This window comes from Pseudomonas sp. P5_A12 (assembly GCF_056400685.1).
Map to the genome: position 1 here is coordinate 23,070 of NZ_JBFUKU010000001.1, position 24,645 is coordinate 47,714.

Genomic DNA, 24,645 nt, shown 5'->3' on the forward strand with positions numbered 1-24,645 from the left:
GCACAACCGCTCTAACCCGTCATTTTCGCGACTTTTGCCAACCGGCACAGCCTTTGCAAAACACCCTTCAGTAGTCCGCATCTGCCAACCAAGAAAACTCATAAGTCCATGGAGATCGCACAATGAAGCGTCGTAGCTTGATCAAGGCTTTTACACTCTCGGCAAGCATTGCCGCGATGGGCATGACCTGGACCATCCAGGCCGCCGAAACCATCAAGGTCGGTATTCTGCATTCGTTGTCCGGCACCATGGCGATCTCCGAAACATCGCTCAAAGACATGGCGTTGATGACCATCGATGAGATCAACGCCAAGGGTGGCGTGAACGGCAAGATGCTGGAGCCGGTGGTGGTTGACCCAGCGTCGAACTGGCCGCTGTTCGCTGAGAAAGGCCGGCAGTTGCTGACCCAGGACAAAGTGGCCGTGGTGTTCGGTTGCTGGACTTCGGTGTCGCGTAAGTCGGTGTTGCCGGTGTTCGAAGAACTCAACGGTTTGCTGTTCTACCCGGTGCAATACGAAGGCGAAGAGATGTCGCCAAACGTGTTCTACACCGGCGCCGCGCCGAATCAGCAAGCGATCCCAGCGGTTGAATACCTGATGAGCGAAGAAGGCGGCAGCGCCAAGCGCTACTTCCTGCTCGGCACTGACTACGTCTACCCGCGCACCACCAACAAAATCCTGCGTTCGTTCCTGCATTCCAAAGGCGTAGCGGACAAGGACATCGAAGAGGTCTACACCCCGTTCGGCCACGCCGATTACCAGACCATCGTGGCCAACATCAAAAAATTCTCGGCCGGTGGCAAGACTGCCGTCATCTCGACCGTCAACGGMGACTCCAACGTGCCGTTCTATAAAGAGCTGGCCAACCAGGGTCTGAAAGCTACCGACGTTCCGGTCGTGGCGTTCTCCGTGGGTGAGGAAGAACTGCGCGGCATCGACACCAAGCCGCTGGTGGGCAACTTGGCAGCGTGGAACTACTTTGAATCGGTCGAGAACCCGGCGAACAAGAAATTTGTTGCCGACTGGAAAGCCTACGCCAAGAAACACAACCTGCCGGGCGCCGACAAAGCGGTGACCAACGACCCGATGGAAGCCACCTACGTAGGCATTCACATGTGGGCGCAAGCGGCTGAAAAAGCTAAATCCACCGACGTCGACAAAGTCCGCGAAGCCCTCGCCGGCCAGACCTTTGCCGCGCCGTCCGGCTACACCCTGACCATGGACAAGACCAACCACCACCTGCACAAGCCGGTGATGATCGGCGAGATCCAGGCTGACGGTCAGTTCAACGTGGTGTGGCAGACCGAAGGGCCGATCCGTGCCCAGCCGTGGAGCCCGTTCATTCAGGGCAACGACAAGAAGCCGGAATATGCGGTGAAGAGCAACTAAGCCACCCCGCACAGCCTGATCGCTCCCACGCTCCGCGTGGGAATGCAGCCAGGGGCGCTCCGCGTCCCAAATGCGGACGCGGAGCGTCCGGTGAGGCATTCCCACGCGGAGCGTGGGAACGATCAATACGTAAGGCCAATGACATGCCCACCGCCCTTTACCGCTTTATCTTTGCACTCGTGCTTTTACTGCCGATGGCCGTACAGGCCAGCGACACCGAAGACTTCGTCGCCGCCAACCCCGTGCAGCAAGCCAAACTGCTGGAGTCCTGGGCCGCGCAGCCCGATCCGGCCCGCATAGAGCTGATCAACGCCCTGCAACAAGGCGAATTGACCGTCGACGGCCAACCGAAAACCCTGCGCCTGAACAATCGCCTGCGGGGTCTGATCGACACCGCCCTGGCCAGTCACCAACTGCTCGCCGCCGACGCCAAAATCCGTCTGACCGCCGCGCAGCAACTGCAGAAAAGCGCCAAACCCGCACAGTTGAAGTTCCTCGACCAGCAACTGGCGGGCGAAAAAGACGAAAGCGTGCATGCCGCGCTCAGCCTCGCCCTGGCCAATCTGCAACTGGTCGACACCGACCCCACCGTGCGCCTTGCCGCTGTGCGGCTGCTCGGTGAAACCGGTGACCCACTGGCCCGCACCCGCCTCGAAAGTCTGCTGGAGCCGGGCGTCGAAGCCGACGCCACGGTGCGCACTGCCGCCGAAACCAGCCTCGCGCAAGTCAAACGCAAGCTGCTGATCGGCGAGCTGCTCGGTCAGGCGTTCAGCGGCATGTCCCTCGGTTCGATCCTGCTGCTCGCCGCCCTCGGTCTGGCGATCACTTTCGGCCTGCTCGGCGTGATCAACATGGCCCACGGCGAGATGTTGATGCTCGGCGCCTACTCGACGTATGTGGTGCAGATGATGTTCCAGCGCTACGCCCCGAACGCCATCGAGTTCTACCCGCTGATTGCGTTGCCGGTGGCGTTTTTCGTTACCGCCGCCATCGGCATGGCGCTGGAGCGCACGGTGATTCGTCACCTCTACGGCCGCCCGCTGGAAACCTTGCTCGCCACCTGGGGCATCAGTTTGATGCTGATTCAGCTGGTGCGATTGTTGTTCGGCGCGCAGAACGTTGAAGTGGCCAACCCCGCGTGGTTGTCGGGCGGGATTCAGGTGCTGCCGAATCTGGTGCTGCCGTACAACCGCATCGTGATCATCGCCTTTGCCCTGTTCGTGGTGGTGCTGACCTGGCTTCTGCTGAACAAGACCCGCCTGGGTTTGAACGTCCGCGCCGTCACCCAGAACCGCAACATGGCCGCGTGCTGCGGTGTGCCGACCGGGCGCGTAGACATGCTCGCCTTCGGCCTTGGCTCGGGCATCGCCGGTCTTGGTGGCGTGGCGCTGAGCCAGATCGGCAACGTCGGCCCGGACCTCGGCCAGAGCTACATCATCGACTCGTTCCTGGTGGTGGTGCTCGGCGGTGTCGGCCAGTTGGCCGGTAGCGTGTTCGCCGCGTTCGGCCTCGGTATTGCCAACAAAATTCTTGAACCGCAGATCGGCGCCGTACTCGGCAAGATCCTGATCCTCGCGCTGATCATTCTGTTCATCCAGAAGCGTCCGCAAGGCCTCTTCGCACTGAAAGGACGGGTGATCGACTAAGCGGGGCATGCTCACGCCCATTGACGACCGCGCCGCTGCCTCGCTGGCGGCGAAACCGATAAGGAACGTAAATATGTTTTCCATCAATGACATCGAGACAGGCCCCGCCGCCATCAAGACAACGGCCCTACGGGTTGCGACTGTCGACGCGCCATGCCGCGTTGCGGATCTTGTCGAGGGAATAACCATCCACTGCGACCCGCGCCTTGCCTGGCACGCCGACAGCCTGCACCGCGGTGCGTCACTGGACGTGAGCATGCCCCGATGAACCAGCCCCTATTGCTCACGGCCACACAAAAGGCCGGCCCCAAAGTCACGATCGCAGTTGGCGCGGTGGTCCTCGCTCTACTGCTGGCGATGCCGCTGCTGTCGCTGTTATCGCCGGACAGCACGTTTCACGTCTCCGCCTACACGCTGACGCTGGTGGGCAAGATTCTTTGCTACGCCATCGTCGCCCTGGCGCTGGACCTGGTGTGGGGTTACGCCGGCCTGTTGTCCCTCGGCCACGGCCTGTTCTTCGCCCTCGGCGGTTACGCGATGGGCATGTACTTGATGCGCCAGGCCTCAGGCGATGGCTTGCCGGCGTTCATGACCTTTCTGTCGTGGACTGAATTGCCGTGGTACTGGACCGGCACCAGCAGCTTCCTCTGGGCCATGTGTCTGGTGGTTTTGGCGCCGGGGTTGTTGGCGCTGGTGTTCGGCTTCTTCGCCTTCCGCTCGCGGATCAAGGGCGTGTATTTCTCGATCATGACCCAGGCCCTGACCTTCGCCGGGATGCTGCTGTTCTTCCGTAACGAAACCGGATTTGGCGGCAACAACGGTTTCACCAACTTCCGCACCATTCTCGGTTTCGGCATCACTGAACCTGGTACCCGCGCCGTGCTGTTTTTCGCCACGGTGGTGTTGCTGGTGGCGAGCCTGTTCATTGGCTGGCGCCTGGCGCAGAGCAAGTTCGGTCGAGTGCTGACCGCCCTGCGCGATGCGGAAAACCGTCTGATGTTCTGCGGCTACGATCCGCGCGGTTTCAAGCTGTTTGTCTGGGTGTTGAGCGCGGTGTTGTGCGGCCTGGCCGGTGCGTTGTACGTGCCGCAAGTCGGGATCATCAACCCGAGTGAAATGTCGCCGACCAACTCCATTGAAGCGGCAGTCTGGGTCGCACTCGGTGGTCGCGGAACCTTGATCGGCCCGCTGCTTGGCGCTGGCGTGGTCAACGGCATGAAGAGCTGGTTCACCGTGGCGTTCCCGGAATACTGGCTGTTCTTTCTCGGTGCGCTGTTCATCGTCGTGACCTTGTATCTGCCTAAAGGCGTGATCGGTCTGCTGAAAAAAAGGGGTGAGCAATGAGAACCACTGCGACGGCTGAATTCATGCTCGAACCGGCCTTTTTCCCCGTGGAGCCGAACAAGGACGCCGGCACCAGCCGCGACGCCATCAGCCACGGCCAACGTGTCAGCCCGGGGCTGGATACTCGCCACGGCACGATCCTGACCCTGGAAGACATCAGCGTCAGCTTCGACGGCTTCAAGGCGCTGAACAATCTGAACCTGTACATCGGCGTCGGCGAACTGCGCTGCATCATCGGGCCCAACGGCGCGGGCAAGACCACGCTGATGGACGTCATCACCGGCAAGACCCGCCCCAGTCACGGCAAAGCCTGGTTCGGTGAAACCCTCGACCTGACGCAGATGAGCGAAGTGCAAATCGCCCAGGCCGGCATCGGTCGCAAGTTCCAGAAGCCGACAGTCTTCGAAGCCTTGAGCGTGTTTGAGAATCTGGAACTGGCGCAGAAAACCGACAAGTCGGTGTGGGCCAGCCTGCGGGCGCGCCTGAGTGGCGAGCAGAAAGACCGCATCACTGAAGTGCTGGAGACCATTCGCCTGACGACCTCGGTCAATCGCCCGGCGGGGCTGTTGTCCCACGGTCAGAAGCAGTTTCTGGAAATCGGCATGCTGCTGATGCAAGACCCGCAATTGCTGTTGCTCGACGAGCCGGTGGCGGGCATGACCGACGCTGAAACCGAGTTTACTGCTGAGCTGTTCAAGAGCCTGGCGGGCAAGCATTCGTTGATGGTGGTCGAGCACGACATGGGCTTTGTGGGTTCGATTGCCGACCACGTTACGGTGTTGCACCAGGGCAGCGTGCTGGCGGAAGGGTCGCTGGAGCAAGTGCAGGACAACGAGCGGGTCATCGAGGTGTACCTCGGTCGCTGATTCGGTGGGATTGATCGTTCCCACGCTCCGCGTGGGAACGATCATTGAGGAGAATTTGAGAATGCTGCAAGTCGACAAGCTGCACCAGTATTACGGCGGTAGCCACATCCTGCGCGGCCTGACGTTTGACGTGAAAGTCGGCGAAGTCACCTGCCTGCTAGGGCGCAACGGTGTGGGCAAAACCACCCTGCTCAAGTGTCTGATGGGTTTGCTGCCGGCCAAAGAAGGCGCAGTGAACTGGGAAGGCAAACCGATCACCACGTTTAAGCCGCACCAGCGCGTGCACGCAGGGATCGCCTACGTGCCGCAGGGCCGGGAAATCTTCGGCCGCCTGACCGTCGAAGAAAACCTGCTGATGGGCCTGTCACGCTTTCCCGGCTCCGAAGCCAAGGAAGTCCCGGCGTTCATCTACGAGTTGTTCCCGGTGCTGCTGCAAATGAAGCAGCGGCGTGGCGGTGACTTGTCGGGTGGCCAACAGCAGCAATTGGCGATTGGCCGTGCGCTGGCCAGTCGTCCTCGCCTGCTGATCCTCGACGAACCCACTGAAGGCATCCAGCCGTCGGTGATCAAGGAGATCGGAGCGGTGATCAAGAAGCTCGCAGCCCGGGGCGACATGGCGATTTTGCTGGTGGAGCAGTTCTACGATTTCGCCGCCGAACTGGCCGATCAATACCTGGTGATGTCCCGGGGCGAGATCGTGCAGCAGGGTCGCGGTGAAAACATGGAAGCCGAAGGTGTGCGTGGATTGGTAACGATCTAATCTGTAGCGTCACGACGAAAACTGGAAACCATGAATTTACCTGTCCCAACTGCCCTGTTTACCCCCAGCTGGCACGCCGAGCTGGAGCTGGGCTACGCCCGTTTCGGCGACAGCACACGCCCGATCCAGCGCCGCCACAAAGGCCCGCTGCGGGTGCAAAAGCACCTGTATGCCGAAGGCCCCGAGGTGTGCCAGCACATCATCGTTCACCCGCCGGGCGGTATCGCTGGCGGGGATCGGCTGGACATTTCGGCTAGCGTCGGCACGAATGCCTGGGCGCAAATCACCAGCCCCGGCGCGGCCAAGTGGTATCGCGCGGCGGGGCCCGCGTATCAGAAACTGGATCTGAACGTGGCGGCTGGCGCGACACTGGAATGGTTGCCGCAGGAGACGATTATCTTCAGCGATGCCCAGGCCGAACTGAGCACTTCGATTGAGCTGGAAGGCGACGCGCGGTTGTTCTATTGGGACGTCGTAGCGCTGGGTCGACCGGCCAGTGGCGAGCGTTTTGACCTCGGACATTTTCAGGCGCACCTGAACATCCGCCGCGATGGTCAGTTGCTCTGGCACGAACGCCAGCGCATTGTCGGGAATGACGGCTTGCTGGATTCGCCGATCGGGCTGGACGGGCAACCGGTGTTTGCGACGTTGCTGGTGACCGGGGAGATCGACAGTGAGTTGCTGGAAACCTGTCGTTCGCTGCCCAATGAGGTACGCGGGGATTTGACCCAGTTACCGGGGCTGTTGGTGGCTCGGTGTCTCGCCAGTGAGGCGCTGTTGGCGCGCGGCTGGTTGATTGAATTGTGGCGATTGCTCAGGCCGGCGTTGCTTGGCCGGGAAGCGGTCCCCCCAAGAATATGGAGCACCTGAAACGCTATCCCCTGTAGGAGCTGCCTTGCCAGCGAAGGCGTACTCACTGACGCCAAAAGCTTCGCTGGCAAGCCAGCTCCTACAGGTATGTGTTTACAGTTCCGAACTTTTTTATCTGCCCAGATGGATTCCAACGATGGACCTGACCCCACGCGAAAAAGACAAGCTGCTGATCTTCACCGCCGGCCTCGTGGCCGAGCGGCGTTTGGCGCGCGGCGTGAAACTCAACTACCCGGAAGCCATGGCCTACATCTCCGCTGCGCTGCTCGAAGGCGCGCGTGACGGCCAGACCGTGGCCGACTTGATGCACTTCGGTACGACCCTGCTGACCCGCGAACAAGTGATGGAAGGTATCCCGGAAATGATCCCGGAAATCCAGGTTGAAGCGACGTTCCCCGACGGCACCAAACTGGTCACCGTCCACCAACCTATCGCCTGAGGCCCCGTCATGACTTACCCCATCCGCGACGCGGTACAGACCGACCTGCCGGCGATCCGCGACATCTACAACGACGCCGTGCTCAACACCACGGCGATCTGGAACGAACAAGCCGTCGACCTCGGCAACCGCCAGGCATGGTTCAGTGCCCGGCAAGTTCAGGGCTACCCGATTCTGGTGATCGTCGACGCTGACGACAGTGTGCTCGGTTACGCATCATTTGGTGACTGGCGGCCGTTCGACGGCTTCCGCCACACCGTAGAGCACTCGGTGTACGTGCGCAGCGACCAGCGCGGCAACGGCCTCGGCCCGCAACTGATGACCGTGCTGATCGAACGCGCCAAAGACTGCGGCAAGCATGTCATGGTCGCCGCCATCGAAAGCGGAAACGCCGCTTCCATTCGCCTGCATGAACGCGCCGGTTTCGTCACCACCGGACAGATGCCCCAGGTGGGCACCAAGTTCGGTCGCTGGCTGGACCTGACCTTCATGCAGCTGACTCTCAATCCCGGCGCGGAGCCGCCAGTCGCCCACCAGGAGTAATCGCTGATGAACGCCGCCCAATTGCGCCGTGTGAATGCTGAAAGCTTTGCGCACTATCGCCAGGGTTTGATCGACTTATTGCTCGATGCCGTAGGGTACGGCGCCAGCGTAGGTTTCATGGCCACTCTGGATGCCACACAGGCGCGCGCCTATTTCGATGAGGTTCAGGAGAACCTGAACAAGGGCAATGTGCTGCTGTGGGTGGTGGTTCGCGATGAACAAGTGCAAGCCAGCGTGCAACTGACCCTGTGCCAGAAAGCCAATGGCCTGAACCGCGCCGAAGTACAAAAACTGCTGGTTCGCGAACACGCGCGTCGGCGGGGGCTGGGCCAGCAGTTGATGAGAGCTTTGGAACAGGCTGCGCTCCAGCACAAGCGCGGCATGCTCTACCTCGACACCGAGGCGGGTTCCCCCGCTGAAGATTTCTACAAGGCGCTGGGTTACACCCGGGCGGGAGAAATCCCCGACTACGCCTGCGACCCGAGYGGCCTCTACAAGCCGACCGCGCTCTATTACAAGATTCTGCAAGGAGCCCATTGATGATTCCCGGTGAATACCAGATCCAGCCCGGCGATATCGAACTCAACGCTGGCCGCCGCACTGTCAGCCTGAAAGTGGCCAACAGCGGCGACCGGCCGATCCAGGTCGGCTCGCATTACCACTTTTTCGAAACCAACGACGCCCTGACCTTCGACCGCGCCGCCAGCCGCGGCATGCGCCTGAACATCCCCGCCGGCACCGCCGTGCGCTTCGAGCCGGGGCAGWGTCGGGAAGTCGATCTGGTGGATCTGGCCGGGCATCGCCGGGTGTTCGGGTTCGCCGGGCGGATCATGGGTGAGCTCGACTGATTTCTGCAGTGCGTCCAAATGATCGCAGCCTCGTTTCACTCGACAGCTGCTACAGGGACCGGGCGCAGCAGGGAATTTACGCGAACACCCGTAGGAGCTGTCGAGCGCAGCGAGGCTGCGATAGCGAGCTATGCGAGCGGTCTGAAGAACAATTGAATCCCAAGGCAGGCAAATGAAAATCTCAAGACAGGCCTACGCCGACATGTTCGGCCCCACCGTCGGTGACAAGGTGCGCCTGGCCGACACCGAGCTGTGGATCGAAGTGGAAAAAGACTTCACCACTTACGGCGAAGAAGTCAAATTCGGCGGCGGCAAAGTCATCCGTGATGGCCAGGGCCAGAGCCAACTGCTGGCCGCCGAGGTCGTCGACACGGTGATCACCAACGCGCTGATCATCGACCACTGGGGCATTGTCAAAGCCGACGTCGGCCTCAAGGACGGCCGCGTCGCCGGCATCGGCAAGGCCGGCAACCCGGACGTGCAGCCGAATGTGACCATTGCCATCGGCGCCAGCACCGAAGTCATCGCCGGTGAAGGCATGATCCTCACCGCCGGCGGCATCGACACGCACATCCATTTCATCTGCCCGCAGCAGATCGAAGTAGCGCTGATGAGCGGCGTCACCACCATGATCGGCGGCGGCACCGGCCCGGCCACCGGCACCAACGCCACCACCTGCACCTCCGGGCCATGGCACCTGGCGCGCATGCTCCAGGCCGCCGACGCATTCCCGATGAACATCGGCCTCACCGGCAAAGGCAACGCCAGCCTGCCGGAGCCCTTGATCGAGCAGGTCAAGGCCGGCGCCATCGGCCTCAAGCTGCACGAAGACTGGGGCACCACGCCAGCAAGCATCGACAACTGCCTGAGCGTCGCCGACCAGTACGACGTGCAGGTGGCGATCCACACCGACACGCTCAACGAATCCGGCTTCGTCGAAACCACCCTCGCCGCGTTCAAGGGTCGCACCATCCACACCTACCACACCGAAGGTGCCGGTGGCGGTCACGCGCCGGACATCATCAAGGCTTGCGGCTTTGCCAATGTGCTGCCGAGTTCGACCAACCCGACCCGACCGTTCACCCGCAACACCATCGACGAACACCTCGACATGCTGATGGTCTGCCACCACCTGGACCCGAGCATTGCCGAAGACGTGGCCTTCGCCGAAAGCCGCATCCGCCGCGAGACGATTGCCGCCGAAGACATTCTCCACGACCTCGGCGCCTTCTCGATGATCAGCTCCGACAGCCAGGCCATGGGCCGCGTCGGCGAAGTCATCACCCGCACCTGGCAAACCGCCGACAAGATGAAAAAACAGCGCGGTCCGCTTCCAGGTGATGGCGAAGGCAACGACAACTTCCGCGCCAAACGCTACATCGCCAAGTACACCATCAACCCGGCGATCACCCACGGCATCAGCCATGAAGTCGGTTCGGTCGAAGTGGGTAAATGGGCCGATCTGGTGCTGTGGCGTCCGGCGTTTTTCGGGGTGAAACCAACGTTGATTCTCAAGGGCGGCGCCATCGCCGCCAGCCTGATGGGCGATGCCAACGCCTCGATTCCAACGCCGCAACCGGTACACTACCGTCCGATGTTTGCCAGTTACGGCGGCTCGCTGCACGCCACCAGCATGACCTTTATCAGTCAGGCGGCGCAGGAGGCAGGTCTTCCCGAAGCACTGGGCCTGAAGAAGAAAATCGCCGTGGTCAAAGGTTGCCGCGAGGTGCAGAAAACTGACCTGATCCATAACGATTACCTGCCGAACATTGATGTCGATCCGCAAACGTATCAGGTCAAGGCCGACGGTGTGCTGCTGTGGTGTGAGCCGGCGGATGTGTTACCGATGGCGCAGCGCTATTTCCTGTTTTGATCGGTTGAGCGGCACATAGAAAAGGCCTGGATGCTTGCGCAGATCCAGGCCTTTGTTCATCGGTTGACAGCGTTTGATCAGAGCAGGTGTTTGACCAACTCCTCGCGAGTAAACGCCTCGATCAGCACAGCTTCCTCAATCTGCAACTGAGCATCCAGGTCAGCGGATTGCACCTTGAATTGCGCCTCTGATAATTCGCCTGCCTGCTGGCGATCGCGCAGACTGGTCAGGCGATCCTGATAGGGCTCGCGCTGCGCTTCGAATTGCGCCCGGTATTTGTTGGTGACGAGATCTTTCCAGAAATCCTTCGCCACCAACGACTGAAACTCTTCAGGCGAGCCATCCAGCGCCAGCACCTTGGCGCAGGCCTGATCAAGCATCTCCGGGGTCACGTTGCCCAAATTGACGAAACGAACTCGCCGAGGCTGCCCCGGTAATTCAAGCCGGTCCTTGAGCCCGTAGCGATAGGCCAGTTTGATCTCGACCTCTTCCAGAAACCGGATCTGCTGTGTCTTGAGGGCCGCCGACAAGCCCGGCGTGTTGTTGATCGCAATGGTGCGTCGCTCAATATCGGCCAACGCGATTTTCTCGAGCTCTTCCAGACGGAACAACCCTCTGGACAGTTTCAGCAAGGCTGCACTTTGCTCGCCGTCCATGGCCAGCGCCCGCGCCCGGTACACTAGTGCCATGATTTCCAGGTTACTGAACGACAACGCGGCTCGATCACAACAGGCCGGCCTGCCTGCCCATTCGAACATCTCCTGGCGCAGCGCCACGGACTCAGGATTGCCCTCGGTGAGGGTGTCGACGACTGCCCATACACGTTGCTGAAGATCAGCATGGCCGGCGCCGGCATTCTCCAGATCGTTGAGCACGTGGAAAAACCCTTGGGAGCCCTCCTGTGCCGACAATGATTGCCATTGCGCCTGTCTGGCCTGGACCTGGTCAGCGGGCAGGTCTTTGAGCCAACGCTGAAGCGCGGTCAATTCCTGCCCCCCGCCTGCCACGCGCCCGGCTAACGCCATCGGCGCTCGATACTCGAAGACTCCCGGTCGCCTGACGCCCCACAAATCCGGACGTTCGCGCTCGAGCCGACTCCAATAATCGCGCAGCTGTTGCTGGGTGACCTCGGACAATGGGTTGCCACCGATGTGAGTAAAGTTGTTGAGGCCCGCCACCTGTTCCAGCCTTTCGGCAGGCGGTGCGGTAACCGACTCCGGGATCGTCGTGATCCGGTTGTTCCTCAAATCAATGACATCCAGTAACGGCTGCGTGCCCAGGCCCACCGGCCATGTCTCAATGTCGATCGAATTCAGGTTGAGCGAGCGCATATCCGTTATTTGAGTGAAGTCGGGCGCCATTCCCAACGGGTTTTGCGCCAGGTTCATCGCCCTGAGTGTTGTCCGTCGGGAAAGGATCTGCGTCGTTTCCGGCGTCAGGCGAATGCGGTTGCGTTGCAAAAACAAACGCGTCAGCCCGTGCATGTCGTCCAGCGCCGGGGGGATCGCCGTCAGCTGGTTATTCGACAGGTCCAGCCAGCGCACGCCTTTGAAATGCGCAAGAAAACCCTCTGGCGAAACGCTCAGGCCCATGCCGTTTAATTTGAGCGAACCCACATGACTGAAATCCGCTTCAAGGTCCGGCACGCTGTCGAGCGTCTGGCCACTCAAGTCGAGCTCAAAACCGATGGGGCTACCGTCGACCGCGTTCCTTCGCGGGGATTGCCGCCTCCAGCACGCTCGAATGCGGTCAGCGGCGGTGTATCGCTCGGCCCGTTCAGACAAACCGGCGGACATCTGACCAGCCCGAATGTAGCGTGAGCGTGCGCCGCCTCCGGAAAATGCCCAGGCCGACAGCTGTTGATTCAGTGTTTCATACTCACTTTCAAGGCGAGCCAGTTCGATCTCCGCAGCGGCCCCGTGGGTTTGCAGGAATGCCTCTATCTCAAACTCGTCGAAGCCGGAATACAGTTGACCAACTCTGGCCGACATTATGTCTTGAACTTTAAAGGCGTCTGGAAGGCTACCCTCCAACAGTTCAGGACTCTGCGTTTGCAGATGCTCCCGAAAGTCCTGGAGCCGCTGCCAACCCTGGCGGGTAAACGGGTTGCGTTCCAGAAGCGTGACCCGGTTCACCCTGGCGTTGGCTTCGAGATGATCATCCGCCGCAGAAAGCATCGCCCGGGGCACTTCGGTCAACTCGTTATCGCGCAAGTCCAGCATTTGCAAGTCGGGCAGATTCCCCATGCCCACGGGCCATTGCTCTATGCCCGTGCCGCTGAGGTTGATGGTCTTCAGTCGAGTCATCGTGCTGAAGTCCGGTGCGATACCCAGTGGGTTTTTCAACAAGTCGAGCGCCTCCAGAGCGCTCAATTTCCCGAGCAACGCCGCATTGTGTGGATTCCATCGAACCCGGCTTCCTCTAAGGCTCAAATGAGTCAAACCGTTCATTTCACCCACCGCCTCAGGCAATTCGCTGAGCCGGGACATGCCCTCCAGTTTCAGTGTCTTGAGATCGGTGAAGCCCTTGAGAAAGGCATTGAGGTTGCGCACGCCGCTACCGGTCAGYGCGAGCGTATCGACATGACGGAATCGAACGCTCAACGACGGCAGTTCAACAGTCGATTCGATGCTCAGTGTCGACCCGCTCTGCCGCCGCCAGCAACGCTTGAGCTTGTCGGCTACCTGACGCTCGGGGGCATCCCCGGCTACAGCGGAGCTGCTTTGCGCTGTGACACGGGATTGAACCCAAGTATTCAACTCATTCTTGAGGGTGGTGAATTCGGCTTCATATCGAGTCAGCCCACCGCGCACATCCTCGCCCAACGACAGCAGGAATGCGTCGACCTCCGCCTCGCTGTAGAGGGGAAACAGCTTGAGCACCCGCGCGCGCGGCGTTCGGAAAAAACTGGCCACCTGTAGCCCCGAGGGCAATGGGCCGATCCCGCCGAGCAGTTTCATGCCTGGCTCGACGCTTGGTTTGAGCACACGGTACTTTTGAAGAACCGCCCGTAACTGATCTCGTGGCAATGGCCTGCGTTGCACTGTCGACTTCAATTGTTCGGCGTCTTCCAGCGTGAAGCCCAATGCCTGGCGTTCCTCTGCAGACAAAGCCTGCAATACCGACGAATAGAGGCTGGCGGACGTCGATTGGGCGAACCGGGTGTTCCCATCAACCACCAGCACCGCGCGGACCGGTGTCTGCGGCGAACCGATAGCGTCCAGCAATTTTCCCTGCGCCCCATACTCGCGCAGTTCGAAACGCACGTCCTTCGGCCAGCCCGGCAGCGCTTCAAGACTGCGCAGGGCCAGCCTTTCGCTGTCGACGCTGGAGGAAGATTCGATATAGAGCCCTTCATAGGCCTGAGCCACACGCAGCTCCTGCCGGGCCTGTTCCGCTTGCTCGTAAAGGCGCTGAGGCAAGGGCCCGGGTTTGTCCAACGCCAACCGTTCTTCCTGAGTCGCGCCACCCAGGATTTCTTCCACAACGATGCTGGGCAGTTGCGGGAAAAAGACTTTGATTCGCTCCACTGAACCGTGGGAGTTGGCCTGCTGTTCCCGATACAGGGACTCGAACAATAATTTTTTCCTGTGCTGCGCGGCGCGCGCGATTTCCTTGCGCAGTTGCGCAGCGCGTTGTTCCAGGGTCAAATCCGACGTCCCGGGAACGCTCTCGATAGCGACCTTTTGCGCCTTGAACATGTCCAGCAGCGCCGAGAGCACCGTGCCGTTCGCCGCATCCCGATCACTCACCACGAACGTCAACCGGCGTGCTTGTCCTGCGCCTGTTACCGGATCTTCCCAGATAGTTTTTGCCCTGCTGTCCATGACTTTGATCGCGGGTGTCGCGGGCAACAGCTCCTGACTGCGCATGACTTTGAACTGCAGATGCAGATCCGCCTTGGCGTAGACCTCAGGATCATCGCTGCCGATTTGCGACCCGAATGTTTCAATGTCCCGGTCGATTCGAAAGCGCGTGAGGGTGTCGGACAGCTGCGCCCCTGGCAGCTGTTGCTCGACATGCAGGCGACGCAGCTGATCATGTTCAATCCCACTGGCGGTGCGCACCTGTTCCAGCTGCGCATCAGTTAAGGCCTGCGCACGATAGCCGAGACGTCGCATGAGGATCGGCCCATCCCAGCTCAGGGGTTCTTCTCCCTCATGGCTCCACGCGCCCACCCCGTTGTGTTCCAAGTGCGGTGCATAAGCGTCAGGCCGGCGCGGGTGCTGRATGCGGTACTCGCCGCTGGAAGGATTTTGCCTGACTACAAAGCGAGCATCATCGAGCGGCAAAATAGCCTGGCCGTTAACCGAGTACAGGCCCAGTCCGTCAGGCTGAGAATCCGCCGGTAACGTTATGGGAGCCTTGTAAGGCTCAAGGTCCGGCTTCCACAACCGTTGTTGCCCCGTCGGCAGCGTGACCGGTTTCAACCCCTCGACCAAGGGTTCGGGCTTCACCGCTGCCAGCGTGCCCAGGCCCTTGCCCGCCCCGTGCAGCACGGCAATCAGCGCGAGATTTTCCGCCACGTCGATCAGGTGAGCCAAGGCCACCTTGCGATCACCCTCGCTCCACTCCACGGCCCCTTCGAATGTCTCGTACAAGATCTGGCCGGCCATTACCCCGATCATCACTTCACCCAGCACCGGTACAAACATCGAGACGCCGTTCAACACCAGCAGGCCGATATCCAGCAAATGGGCGATTTTTTCTGCTCGGACCCTGGCATCGACATCGGCTGTGGGAACCGCATGACTGCGGGCATCGGCAAGAATTTTGTTGCGACTTTGCTCATACAGATCCGCCCAGGGATCGACGTTCGGCCCCCACAAACCACGCTGCCTGTAGCCGGTGACAGGCAGATAGAGTTCGTCGACCGGTTCCTGTCGGGACGGTGGCTCGGGCGGCAGTTCGTTAGGCTGGGTGAAGACAGAAAAAAACGCCGGGAACGCTTGAATCCCTTTCCACAGGGGAGATCGAAACGGCGCCATCGGGTCTGGCGGGGAAACCGCTGCCTTGCGGGTGAACTGGCTGAAGTAATACGGACGATCTGCATAGGCCACGAACTGGCTGAAAAAGCGTTGATACGCCGTCGGACCCGCGTTGGCCGGTTGCGAGGCGTCAGTGGCCAAGAACAGACGCTTCAAGGTCGCCTCCATGTCCCGGCTTTTGTAGCGTTTCAGCGGGTGCTCCGGGTCGTGGGGAATGTAGAGCAGGACATCATCGCAGTAGCGATACTTTTCACAGATATGGAACAGTACGCAGCCGGTCATTCGCTTCTTCATCAACACCAGATCGCAAATCCACACCGGCGTGTTGTCGATCTTCGGGTTGAGTTCTCCTTCAATCACCGAAAGGATCATCGCGTAATCCTTCGGCTCGATGACCTTCTTCAACAGGGCGAGTTCGGCAGCCGCGCGCATCGCATCTTTTTGACTGCTCACAAATCGCTTGCGCAGCACGGAGTCGGCCACGGGATTGGAAGGTTGCACAAAGTCCTTCAGGTAAGCCTGATACTTCGCACCGATGTCCAGGTCCCGACACAGCTTGAGGTACTGCATCACCGTCAAGGCAGTGGTCACCTTGCTGAATTGGCCCGGGGTCGATTCGACTACAAAGCCTGAGGAGGAATGAAAGTGATCCGCTACACACTCCGTATCTTCGAAGTTGTGCAATGCAGCTTGCAGTAGAGGCAATTTCAGCACCTCGAACGTGCTGACTTCTATTTCGAAAATGCCCACCTCCAGAGGCTTTTTCAGGTGCAGGAAGGTTTTAGTGACATCCAGTTCCACTGCGAATCGGTCCTTGAGCGCCTTGACCAATAGCGGTTCGGCAAACGCATCAATGTCCTGCATCCGCGACAGGGTTTTATCCAGCAGGTTCTGCGAGGTCATACTCGCCACAAAACTCGCATTCAAGGCCTGGCGCTGCGCCTGCGATGCCGCCAGGTACCAGTCGGGCAGAATGAGCTCAGTGGTTTTCAGCGCCTCCCGCCTCTCGGGCGAGGCATTCACCAGCCAGTCCGGGATGGCGTCGGCGATGAATTCGGCGTGGATACTTTGTGGCTCGGCAGCGTGTGATAGCGCTGCATGTTCGTCGTTGTTTTCGTGTGTTTTTTGCAAGGTACATATCCTTATGTACGAGTTAATAGGCTGGCACGAAATCGTCGATTTTCGTGCCGCAACCGACGTCTGTGCCAGTTCAGGTTATGACGGTGAAGGGCGTTTCGACCCGTAGCAGTTTTGCCCGATCCATCGCTTGTCGGGTCAGTGTCTTTTGTAGTGTCAGCTTCTCGGCATTGAGCCGGCTCATTTCGCGTTCATACACTTGGGCGGTCATGACTTGTCCCGGGGCGAATTCGCTCTCCGGCTTGCCAAGCTCGGCGGCGAGTACCCTGATCTCTTCTTTTAGTTGCGCTTTTTCCTGCAAGGAAAGCGACTCGGTCGCCCGCTTTTCAAGGACCATGTAAAAATCGGTGGTCGCATCGATACGGCGCCTGATGGCTTTGAAAGCTCGACGATTGGAGCCCTGAATGTAGGATGACCAGAAGGGTTGTTCGCTGATCGCGTCGCACAGCAGATCCCCGGCCTCCAGATCGAGCACACGCTGGTACGCATCCTCGATCATCGCTGGCGTGACCGCGGCGATTTTTCTGAACTGCATGTGTCGAGACTGCCAAGGCAGTTCCAGGCGGTCGGCCAGGTCCGTCATGTAGGCCAGATGCACCTCGACTTCATCAATGGTGYCTGTGACCTCCCCAGTAGCATTGACGCGCCGGAACTGCTCGCCCCGGTTTACACGCTCACCAATGACCTTGTGCGCGATTCTGCTCAGCTCATCCAGACGGGATTTGCCTTGGGCCAGCTGCACCAGATCCGCTTCAACCAGATTCGGACTCGCCAGGTCATAGGCTTCCTGAATCAGCACCTCCATACCCATGGCATTGAACAGTTGAGCACCGCCATCGACGCACGCCGTAGGCGCCGTGGCCATCGTGAACAGCTTTTCTCGCAGCTCGCTGTGCTTGGCCATTGCGTCGAGCATGCGCCAGACTTTAGCGGTCATGTCCGTGCGAAAGGCGATGTCGTGTTTGAAGTGATAGGACTCGGTCAGCTTGCGGATCTCGTTGAAAAACGGCACCGAACCGAACTCGTCCTCAACCTCATTCCAGAGCTCCTGACGGGCTACCCACTCGGGTCGGGTCAGCCCTTGCTCCCAATCGAGGCTGTCGCGTATGCCACGGGGCGGATAAGGTCGGTCCGGATCCATGCCGACGGATTGAATGTAATCGCGCAGCGTTTGCAGATTCGCCTCCGGCAACCATTGCGGGTTACGACTCAACACCGTGCGCGCCAACATTTCCGCCTCGGCGGTGCCACGCCTGACCGCAGGAATGTCGAGGATGCGGTTCAGTTGAAGATCCAGATAGAAATGCCGGAACCTGGGCAGTGAAAACAATCCGTCGGGCCAGGTGGAAATGCCCGTGTCAGTCAGCAGCAGCGTGTGCAGCATGGGCATCCGGCCAATATCGGGGACGCGCCCCAAAGGGTTGCCCATCAGGTCCAGGCTTTCCAGCCGGACCAGCCCGCCCAGAGCGGCCACCGACTGCGCATCCAGCACCACTCGATTGCCACGCATGTTCAGCTCCGTCAGCCCGCGCATCCGGCCCACCGCGCGAGGAAAACGTGTAAGCGGGTTGCCATTGAGGTTCAGGCTGCGGAGCCTGGGGAAGTGATCGAGCAACGACACCTGAGCATCGGCCAACCCGGTGTTCAGCAGATTCAGGTGGGTGACATGCCCGAAGTAACCCTCCAGTGGAGGCATCGTCCTCAAATGCCTTGCCAGTGGCATATCCCTCAGATCCAGGGTTATTCCGTGCACATTGCCGAAGGGGTCCACATCCCTTGGCCCGGTTTGCTGCCAGCATTGCCTGATCGCCTTATACAACGCGTTTCTTGACTGCCATTCGGCCCTTCCGGCCGCGCTGTACCTGAACGCCTCGGTGGGCGTGTTCAGCCAGCGCTGAAAGTTGGCATTGAGTCGATTGAACTGCATCTCAAGCTCGCTGGCTCGCTGTTCCGGGCTGCCTTCACGACCGTCGCCGTCCAGATAGGCCCGGGCTTCGGTCTCCGTCCAGCCGGGACGCACACTCCTGACCCGCTCTTGCGGGGTCAGTCGTCCTGACAGTTGTGGAATGCCCTGGGCACCGCCAGGCATGCCGCCGCGCAGCTTCATCGTATGGGGATCGTAGACCGGCTTGCGGAACGGGTTGTCGGCCAGCATCGGCTGCAATCTGTCCCGCGCCAACGGTGTCTTTTGCACCGCCTGCCTGAGTGCGTCCCCTTGATTGATCTCATAACCCAGCGCATTACGTTGCGCGTCGGGTAGCGCATGCAGCACCGAAGTAAACAGATTGTCAGCGCCATGCAAATGCCGATCGGCGGCGTCCCGAGCTTCATAGGCACCATCATCGCTGACCAGCACCTTGTGCACGGGTGCGCCCTGCGGGCCAATGCTGTCTCGCAGCGGGCCGGAGAATGAATGCTCACGGATTTCGATGCGCACATCGCGGGGCCAGTTCGGCAATGTTTCCAGCGTGTGCAACGCCAGTCTTTCAGTATCCGCGGTGTGAAGAAACTCAACGAAAAGCCCTTCATAGGCACGCGTTGTGCGCACCTCCAGCAAGGCTGCACGCACCTGTTCCTTAAGCCTCAAGGGAAGGCGTTTTTGCTCGGCAACCACGCGTAGGTCTTCAGGCCCCGCGGCGGCCAGCAATGCTTCGGCAAGGTTGGCTGGACAGTGCGAAAAGGTGTCCTGTATCACCCGCACGCCGGCATTGTCTGAAACCTGATGCACGTTGTAGAGCGCATCGAAACGAGTCTTGCGTTGCAGATAGGTTAACGGGCCTTTCTGTTTCTCGGTTTCAGCCCATGCCTGGAAACGCCTGATCGTGTCGACCAGCAATGCCGGTGGCGCTGCGTTGATCACCTGCAACCTGCGCAGCTGGTTTTCTTCGACACCACTGGCAATACGGATGTGTTCCAGCGTCGCCGCATCAAACCCATCGACCATCGGCCCCAGACGCCGCATGAGGGTGGTCTTGTCCCATTCGATGGGGCGGTCGAGTTCGGTGTGCCAGGCACCGACACCGTTATGCTCAAGCTTGGGTTGATAGGCCGTCGGCCGGTTCGGGTGCCGGAGCCGCGGCTGGTCGGTCTGCGGATCGACAGCGACCTCGAAATGCTTGTCCTCCAGCGGTAAAAAGTCCCGCCCGTCATGCTGATAAAGACCTCGTGCRTTCGGCAACGAATCCTTGGGCAGGGAGAGGGTGTGCGCATAGGGTTTCAGATTCGGCTGCCAGAGGCGGGTCGAACCATCAGCGAGTTCGACCATTTTCAAGCGGCCGACAAAAGGCGAGGCCTTGACCGAAGTCGGGATGCGTGTAGGCAAAACGTGCCCGGCCATCATGATTGCGAGCTGGGCCGCATTGATCATGACCCCGACCAGCAGGCCCGATGCTTCCTCCCGGTCCCCTTTACTCCAGTCTTCAATACCCTCCATGGTTTCGAGCAGCATTTGCCCGACCATGATGCCCAACATGGCTTCGCCCAGCCCGGGCACCAGCAGGGCTCCAAAATTGAACAGGTTCCAGCCGAGACTCAAGTAACTGGTCAACCGCGCCCAGCGAGTGGCGGCATCTTCATCATTGGTGGGCACCGCAATATGACGCGCGTCGGCGATGGCTTTTTCTCTGCGCCAGCTTGATAGATGACGCCAGATATCGCCCGTGACGGGGTTAGTGATTGGCTCCGCATCGGGGTTTTCCGTGGCGGTTTCCCTCCACCACGGGCCCATGTCCAGAGGCTCGCGTTGATGCCAGGTAAAGGTGGTAAGGCGCTCGTTGACCCGCGAGAAAAAACGGCCCTTGTCTTTTTGCGCCACGAACCGACTGAAAAACTGTTGATAGGCCGGTGTACGCAATTGGCTGATCAGCACCTTCATAAAATCAGCGAACGATGCATATTCCTTGATCGGGTGTTCAGGGTCGTCCGGCACATAGGCGATCAATGGGCCGTCCAGACGACTTTGTTGATGGATATCATTCTGACGGAGCATCTCATCAATCATGCCGCTGGGGCCGTTGGCGAAAAACGCCTTGAGCAGCTTGAACTGTTCAAACTCCTGGCCCGGAAATATCGACAGACGCTGAGACCATTCCATCAGCAATTGCTGGTGCGCCGGAATCAGACGGTCATAGGTCCTTTTCACCAGCGATGTGTCTGCCACTGTGCTGAACAATACAATGCCAGTCAGTTTGAAGCCCATGAGTGACAAGCGATGACACAGCAGGGGCCGACCGCCCGACATGATGTCGCTTTTACGATCCCGCACGTCCTGCAACTTGCTGTAGGAGTAAAAAGAAATGTCGTTTTTCAAATACGCAATGAGTGCTGATTCGTTGAAAGCCGCTATTTCGCAGGCGGTGGCATGCCGTTCAAGCGTAGTTCTGGCATCAACGCTTTCTGGCTTGAGCAATGCAGTGATGTGTTTTTGATACTGGGCGCCGATGTCCAGCGTCCGGCACAGGGAAGCAAATCGCTCGACCGTTAAGGCCTGGCGCTGCATTTCCCCTTCGGCGTCCTTGATGAAAATACCGGAGCCATCGCGAAAGGCGCCGCTCTGTGTTTCCGCTTCTTCGAAGTTGTGCAGAGCCGCTTCCAGCAGCGTGTATTGCCTGATTCGACTGGCGTGGGTATCAATGCCAAATGTCAGTGTGGCGGGAACATAAAGCCGCACTAACGTTGTATTAACGTCCAGTTCAAGATCCAGCTGATCTTTCAGGGCTTGAACAAGTAACGGTTGCGCAAACGCTTTGATGTCCTGTTGCAGATCATTGAATGTCTTTTCCAAAGGGCCCTGCAATTGCCAGCGTTCCTCGATAAGCCTTTTCAAGTACTGGCGATCCATGGCGCGCGCACGGCAATACCACTCGGGAATGGCCGGTCTTTGCTTGACGAATGATTCAAGCCTGTCAGCCGGCACGGTCTTTATAAACGCCGAGACTTTTTGTGTGAGGTAGTCCAGATAAATGTTTTCACCCTCATCGGGCACCGCCAGCGATGTTTCCAATACAGTTCCTTCTGATGACGCTTCCATTTCGCAAAAATCCCTATGCAACGACTAGAGCACCCAGCTTATGCAACGACGAAAAAAACAAAAGATTAAAAAACTGCTGACAAACCGCTTGAAAACAGCCACTCACATTCAACTTTAAAACCTGAAAAATAATTAATTACCACCCTGACGGATTCGCCTTCTGAGTCTGCGCGTGAACGGTAGTATTGGGCCGCCGGTAAAAAGACTAAGCTGCCCAGACCTTCTGCCAGGAAACCCGCCATGCGCTTATCCGAATTCATCAGGCAACATGTGGACCGTATCGTCGATGAATGGGAGCAGTTCGCAAAAACCATCACGCCGGCGGCTGAAAATATGGATCGTGTGGCCTTGCGTGATCACGCCAAGGCGATTCTGCTGGCGGCCGCGCGGGACATGACCACGGCGCAAACCGCCAGTGAACAGAGCGCCAAGGCCAAGGGTGAAGGACCGGAGAAAACCCCGAGCCTGAACGAAGCCGGCGCCAGCCATGGTGAACTGCGGCATACCGTGGGATTTGATCTGGTACAGATGACCTCGGAATTCCGTCATCTTCGCGCTTGTGTGATCCGATTGTGGGTCAACAGCCTGGAATCACCGGACCTGACCTATTTCCAGGACATGATCCGTTTCAATGAAGCGATCGACGAAGCCCTTGCCGAATCCACCGCGGCCTATGCCGAACAGGTCAATCACTCACGGGACATCTTTCTGGCAATCCTCGGCCATGACCTGCGGGCCCCGCTGCAGGCGGTGAGCATGTCCACCGAGTTGTTGCTGCGCAAAGCTGCGCTTGAAGGCGATGCGCTGGCCTGCGCGAACAACATAAAGCGTGGCGCTCGACACATGGCGGTGATGGTCAGCGATTTGCTGGAGCTGGTGCGCAGTCGCTTGGGCAAGAGCCTGCCCATCGAACCGGCGCCCATGGACCTGGCAGATGCAGCCCATGCCGCGATTGCCGTCGCCTGCGCCGGTAACCCGGAGTGCGATCCAATGGTAAGCGTCGTGGGCGATACCCGAGGTGTCTGGGATGCCGGGCGACTTGATCAGCTGCTACAGAACCTGATTGGCAATGCGTTGCAGCACGGTTTGAACAAACGGGATGTCACCGTCACCGTCACTGGGGAGCCGGATACGGTTCGCCTGACGGTGCACAATTTTGGCGTTCCGATTCCCGAAGAAACTATCGGCACAATCTTCGACCCGTTGGTGCGCAGTGCCGACGAGGAGCTCGGCCAGCCAACGACCAGCCTTGGTTTGGGGTTGTTTATCGTCAAGGAAGTGGTGAATGCGCATGGCGGGACGATAGAGGTCAGCTCCAGCGAGACCGACGGGACGCTGTTTACGGTGGTGTTGCCCAGGAACGGGTAAGCAGGGATACCGAGTTATCGTTCTTCGCGAGCAGGCTCGCTCCCACCTTCGACCGTATTCCTGCTGGATGAATGTGGTCTAAATGTGGGAGCGAGCCTGCTCGCGAAAGCGGACTGACAGGCACTAGAGAATCACCAGAACACCTACTCAACCACCAACCGCCCCAACCTCTGTTTGAGCATCCGGTTCTCGGCCCGCAGTTGCTGGACCTCTTCAAGCAGGTCCAGCGCCAGGGCGACGCCTTCCCATTCCAGTTCCAGGTCGCGCCGCAGCTTGGCGGCGCGCTTGGCCAGCGCCAGCTCATAATCGTTGAAACGCCAATCCTTGGGCTGATTGCCCTGAGGTTCGAGGATGCCGTGTTCGACGATTTCGATCACGTAGACGTCGGACAAGTCGGTCGCCTCACAGAATTCTGCCAGGTCCAGGTGAACGATCAGGGGGTTGCTCATGATGGGCTACTCCGTCTCTTGGATCAGAAGTTTTCTCTCGGGTTAAACGCGGCTTTTTCCGCCAGCTGCTGCCACAACGCCTTGAGCTCATCGTTCGAGGTTTTAGGCATGACCGCCTTGAGCTGCACAAACAGGTAACCACGCTCGCCCGCCTTGTTCAGCAGGCCGTGGCCCTTGGCGCGCATGCGCTGGCCATTCTGGCTACCGGCCGGCACCTTGAGGTTGATCTTGCCGGTCAGTGTAGGCACCGCCACTTCAGCCCCCAACGCCAACTCCCACGGAGCCAGCGGCAAAGTAATGATCAGGTTCTCGCCTTCGACATCGAATTTGGGGTGCGGCGCAAAACGGATCGTCAGGAACAGGTCGCCATTGGCACCGCCACCGACACCGGGAGCCCCTTGGCCTTTGAGGCGGATGCGCTCGCCGTCAGTCACGCCGGCCGGGATTTTCACGTTCAGGCTCTTGCTGGTGTTGCTGACGTGCTGGCCGGCAGCGTTGTACTGCGGCACCTGGAAGGTGACCTTCTTCGATTCGTTCGAGAGGGTTTCTTCCAGAAAAATCCCGAGCTCCATTTCCACGTCTTGCCCTCGCCGTCCGGTGCTGCTACGCGACTGTCCACCATTGAAACCAGGGCCACGGTTGCCGAAGATCGAACTGAAAAAGTCCGAGAAATCGCCCGTATCCTGACCACCACCAAAACCGCCTGCGCCACGTCCTTGCCACCCTGGCGGGCCCTGGAACGGTTGGCCGTGCTGGCCGTATTTGCGCAAGTCGTCATATTCGGCGCGCTTGTCGGCGCTTTTCAGCGCCTCATAGGCTTCCGAGGCATCTTTGAACTTGGCCTCGGCGTCCTTTTCCTTGCTGACATCGGGGTGGTATTTGCGCGCCAGCTTGCGATAGGCGGCTTTGATCGCCTTATCGTCAGCAGTCGGCTCCACACCGAGAATCTTGTAATAGTCTTTGAAGTCCATCTAAGGATCACCATCCGTTATCAAATCGCGCCGCCAGGCACAGCATGCTCTTGTTTGCAGCATTTGGATTGACCGATCTCAATTTTGTGACCGGGCAGCGCATCAGAAGTTTATCGGCAGCGGACG

At 59.5% G+C, this 24,645-nt stretch carries 17 protein-coding genes; 12 read left to right on the top strand and 5 right to left on the bottom strand.

The features are described 5' to 3' along the window. The first annotated feature begins 122 nt into the window (after positions 1 to 122). The 11 genes from urtA to ureC all read left to right on the top strand — a co-directional run bounded on the left by urtA (position 123) and on the right by ureC (position 10,577). Positions 123 to 1,388 (top strand): urea ABC transporter substrate-binding protein, encoded by a 1,266-nt coding sequence (gene urtA, locus AC1DSG_RS00085; RefSeq protein ID WP_007945241.1) that lies wholly within the window; start codon positions 123 to 125, stop codon positions 1,386 to 1,388. Positions 1,389 to 1,531: 143 nt separating this feature from the next. Further along, on the top strand, positions 1,532 to 3,034 hold the full coding sequence (gene urtB, locus AC1DSG_RS00090) for an urea ABC transporter permease subunit UrtB (protein ID WP_477789052.1): 1,503 nt from the start codon (positions 1,532 to 1,534) through the stop codon (positions 3,032 to 3,034). Between the two features lie 264 nt (positions 3,035 to 3,298). Beyond that, complete coding sequence (gene urtC, locus AC1DSG_RS00095; protein WP_477789053.1) at positions 3,299 to 4,378, top strand: urea ABC transporter permease subunit UrtC; 1,080 nt, start codon at positions 3,299 to 3,301, stop codon at positions 4,376 to 4,378. Further along, positions 4,375 to 5,244, top strand: coding sequence for an urea ABC transporter ATP-binding protein UrtD (urtD, locus tag AC1DSG_RS00100; protein WP_477789054.1), 870 nt, complete (start codon positions 4,375 to 4,377; stop codon positions 5,242 to 5,244). The genes urtC and urtD overlap by 4 nt, the downstream gene beginning before the upstream one ends. 61 nt (positions 5,245 to 5,305) lie before the next feature. Beyond that, on the top strand, positions 5,306 to 6,004 hold the full coding sequence (gene urtE / locus AC1DSG_RS00105) for an urea ABC transporter ATP-binding subunit UrtE (RefSeq protein WP_008031204.1): 699 nt from the start codon (positions 5,306 to 5,308) through the stop codon (positions 6,002 to 6,004). Positions 6,005 to 6,034: 30 nt separating this feature from the next. After that, on the top strand, positions 6,035 to 6,874 hold the full coding sequence (locus AC1DSG_RS00110) for an urease accessory protein UreD (RefSeq protein WP_477789055.1): 840 nt from the start codon (positions 6,035 to 6,037) through the stop codon (positions 6,872 to 6,874). A 136-nt stretch (positions 6,875 to 7,010) separates the two neighbouring features. Continuing rightward, positions 7,011 to 7,313 carry an urease subunit gamma gene (locus AC1DSG_RS00115; RefSeq protein ID WP_007945249.1) on the top strand — a complete coding sequence of 101 codons (303 nt, stop codon included), beginning with the start codon at positions 7,011 to 7,013 and terminating at the stop codon, positions 7,311 to 7,313. 9 nt (positions 7,314 to 7,322) lie between these two features. Then, positions 7,323 to 7,856 (top strand): N-acetyltransferase family protein, encoded by a 534-nt coding sequence (locus tag AC1DSG_RS00120; protein WP_477789056.1) that lies wholly within the window; start codon positions 7,323 to 7,325, stop codon positions 7,854 to 7,856. A gap of 6 nt (positions 7,857 to 7,862) precedes the next feature. After that, on the top strand, positions 7,863 to 8,396 hold the full coding sequence (locus AC1DSG_RS00125; protein ID WP_477789057.1) for a GNAT family N-acetyltransferase: 534 nt from the start codon (positions 7,863 to 7,865) through the stop codon (positions 8,394 to 8,396). Next, positions 8,396 to 8,704, top strand: coding sequence for an urease subunit beta (locus AC1DSG_RS00130; RefSeq protein ID WP_477789058.1), 309 nt, complete (start codon positions 8,396 to 8,398; stop codon positions 8,702 to 8,704). Before AC1DSG_RS00125 ends, AC1DSG_RS00130 begins: the two co-directional genes overlap by 1 nt. A gap of 172 nt (positions 8,705 to 8,876) precedes the next feature. Beyond that, the gene (gene ureC / locus AC1DSG_RS00135; RefSeq protein ID WP_477789059.1) at positions 8,877 to 10,577 is read left to right on the top strand and encodes an urease subunit alpha; all 1,701 of its coding nucleotides are present in this window, start codon (positions 8,877 to 8,879) and stop codon (positions 10,575 to 10,577) included. Between the two features lie 77 nt (positions 10,578 to 10,654). Here ureC and AC1DSG_RS00140 read toward each other — a convergent pair whose 3' ends face one another. The 3 genes from AC1DSG_RS00140 to AC1DSG_RS00150 form a co-directional block, all read right to left on the bottom strand. Further along, positions 10,655 to 16,696 carry an NEL-type E3 ubiquitin ligase domain-containing protein gene (locus AC1DSG_RS00140; RefSeq protein WP_477789060.1) on the bottom strand — a complete coding sequence of 2,014 codons (6,042 nt, stop codon included), beginning with the start codon at positions 16,694 to 16,696 and terminating at the stop codon, positions 10,655 to 10,657. Between the two features lie 79 nt (positions 16,697 to 16,775). Next, a complete protein-coding gene (locus AC1DSG_RS00145) occupies positions 16,776 to 21,731 on the bottom strand; it encodes an NEL-type E3 ubiquitin ligase domain-containing protein (RefSeq protein WP_477789061.1) in 4,956 nt (1,651 codons plus the stop codon). 65 nt (positions 21,732 to 21,796) lie between these two features. Beyond that, entirely contained in the window at positions 21,797 to 21,973 is a 177-nt protein-coding gene (locus AC1DSG_RS00150; protein WP_477789062.1) for a hypothetical protein, read from the bottom strand. Between AC1DSG_RS00150 and AC1DSG_RS00155 the strand changes: the two genes are divergently transcribed. Next, complete coding sequence (locus AC1DSG_RS00155) at positions 21,972 to 23,099, top strand: sensor histidine kinase (protein WP_477789063.1); 1,128 nt, start codon at positions 21,972 to 21,974, stop codon at positions 23,097 to 23,099. The genes AC1DSG_RS00150 and AC1DSG_RS00155 overlap by 2 nt on opposite strands. A gap of 143 nt (positions 23,100 to 23,242) precedes the next feature. Here AC1DSG_RS00155 and AC1DSG_RS00160 read toward each other — a convergent pair whose 3' ends face one another. Next, complete coding sequence (locus AC1DSG_RS00160) at positions 23,243 to 23,548, bottom strand: chaperone modulator CbpM (protein WP_477789064.1); 306 nt, start codon at positions 23,546 to 23,548, stop codon at positions 23,243 to 23,245. Between the two features lie 23 nt (positions 23,549 to 23,571). Further along, a complete protein-coding gene (locus tag AC1DSG_RS00165; RefSeq protein WP_477789065.1) occupies positions 23,572 to 24,519 on the bottom strand; it encodes a DnaJ C-terminal domain-containing protein in 948 nt (315 codons plus the stop codon). Positions 24,520 to 24,645 lie beyond the last annotated feature (126 nt).

What these genes read in the sequence shown, in the direction of transcription:
- AC1DSG_RS00160 (WP_477789064.1), bottom strand. Translation starts at nt 23,548, where the DNA reads ATGAGCAACCCCCTGATCGTTCACCTGGACCTGGCAGAATTCTGTGAG.
- ureC (WP_477789059.1), top strand. Translation starts at nt 8,877, where the DNA reads ATGAAAATCTCAAGACAGGCCTACGCCGACATGTTCGGCCCCACCGTC.
- urtD (WP_477789054.1), top strand. Translation starts at nt 4,375, where the DNA reads ATGAGAACCACTGCGACGGCTGAATTCATGCTCGAACCGGCCTTTTTC.
- urtC (WP_477789053.1), top strand. Translation starts at nt 3,299, where the DNA reads ATGAACCAGCCCCTATTGCTCACGGCCACACAAAAGGCCGGCCCCAAA.
- urtE (WP_008031204.1), top strand. Translation starts at nt 5,306, where the DNA reads ATGCTGCAAGTCGACAAGCTGCACCAGTATTACGGCGGTAGCCACATC.
- urtB (WP_477789052.1), top strand. Translation starts at nt 1,532, where the DNA reads ATGCCCACCGCCCTTTACCGCTTTATCTTTGCACTCGTGCTTTTACTG.
- AC1DSG_RS00115 (WP_007945249.1), top strand. Translation starts at nt 7,011, where the DNA reads ATGGACCTGACCCCACGCGAAAAAGACAAGCTGCTGATCTTCACCGCC.
- AC1DSG_RS00110 (WP_477789055.1), top strand. Translation starts at nt 6,035, where the DNA reads ATGAATTTACCTGTCCCAACTGCCCTGTTTACCCCCAGCTGGCACGCC.
- AC1DSG_RS00155 (WP_477789063.1), top strand. Translation starts at nt 21,972, where the DNA reads ATGCGCTTATCCGAATTCATCAGGCAACATGTGGACCGTATCGTCGAT.
- AC1DSG_RS00120 (WP_477789056.1), top strand. Translation starts at nt 7,323, where the DNA reads ATGACTTACCCCATCCGCGACGCGGTACAGACCGACCTGCCGGCGATC.
- AC1DSG_RS00165 (WP_477789065.1), bottom strand. Translation starts at nt 24,519, where the DNA reads ATGGACTTCAAAGACTATTACAAGATTCTCGGTGTGGAGCCGACTGCT.
- AC1DSG_RS00150 (WP_477789062.1), bottom strand. Translation starts at nt 21,973, where the DNA reads ATGGCGGGTTTCCTGGCAGAAGGTCTGGGCAGCTTAGTCTTTTTACCG.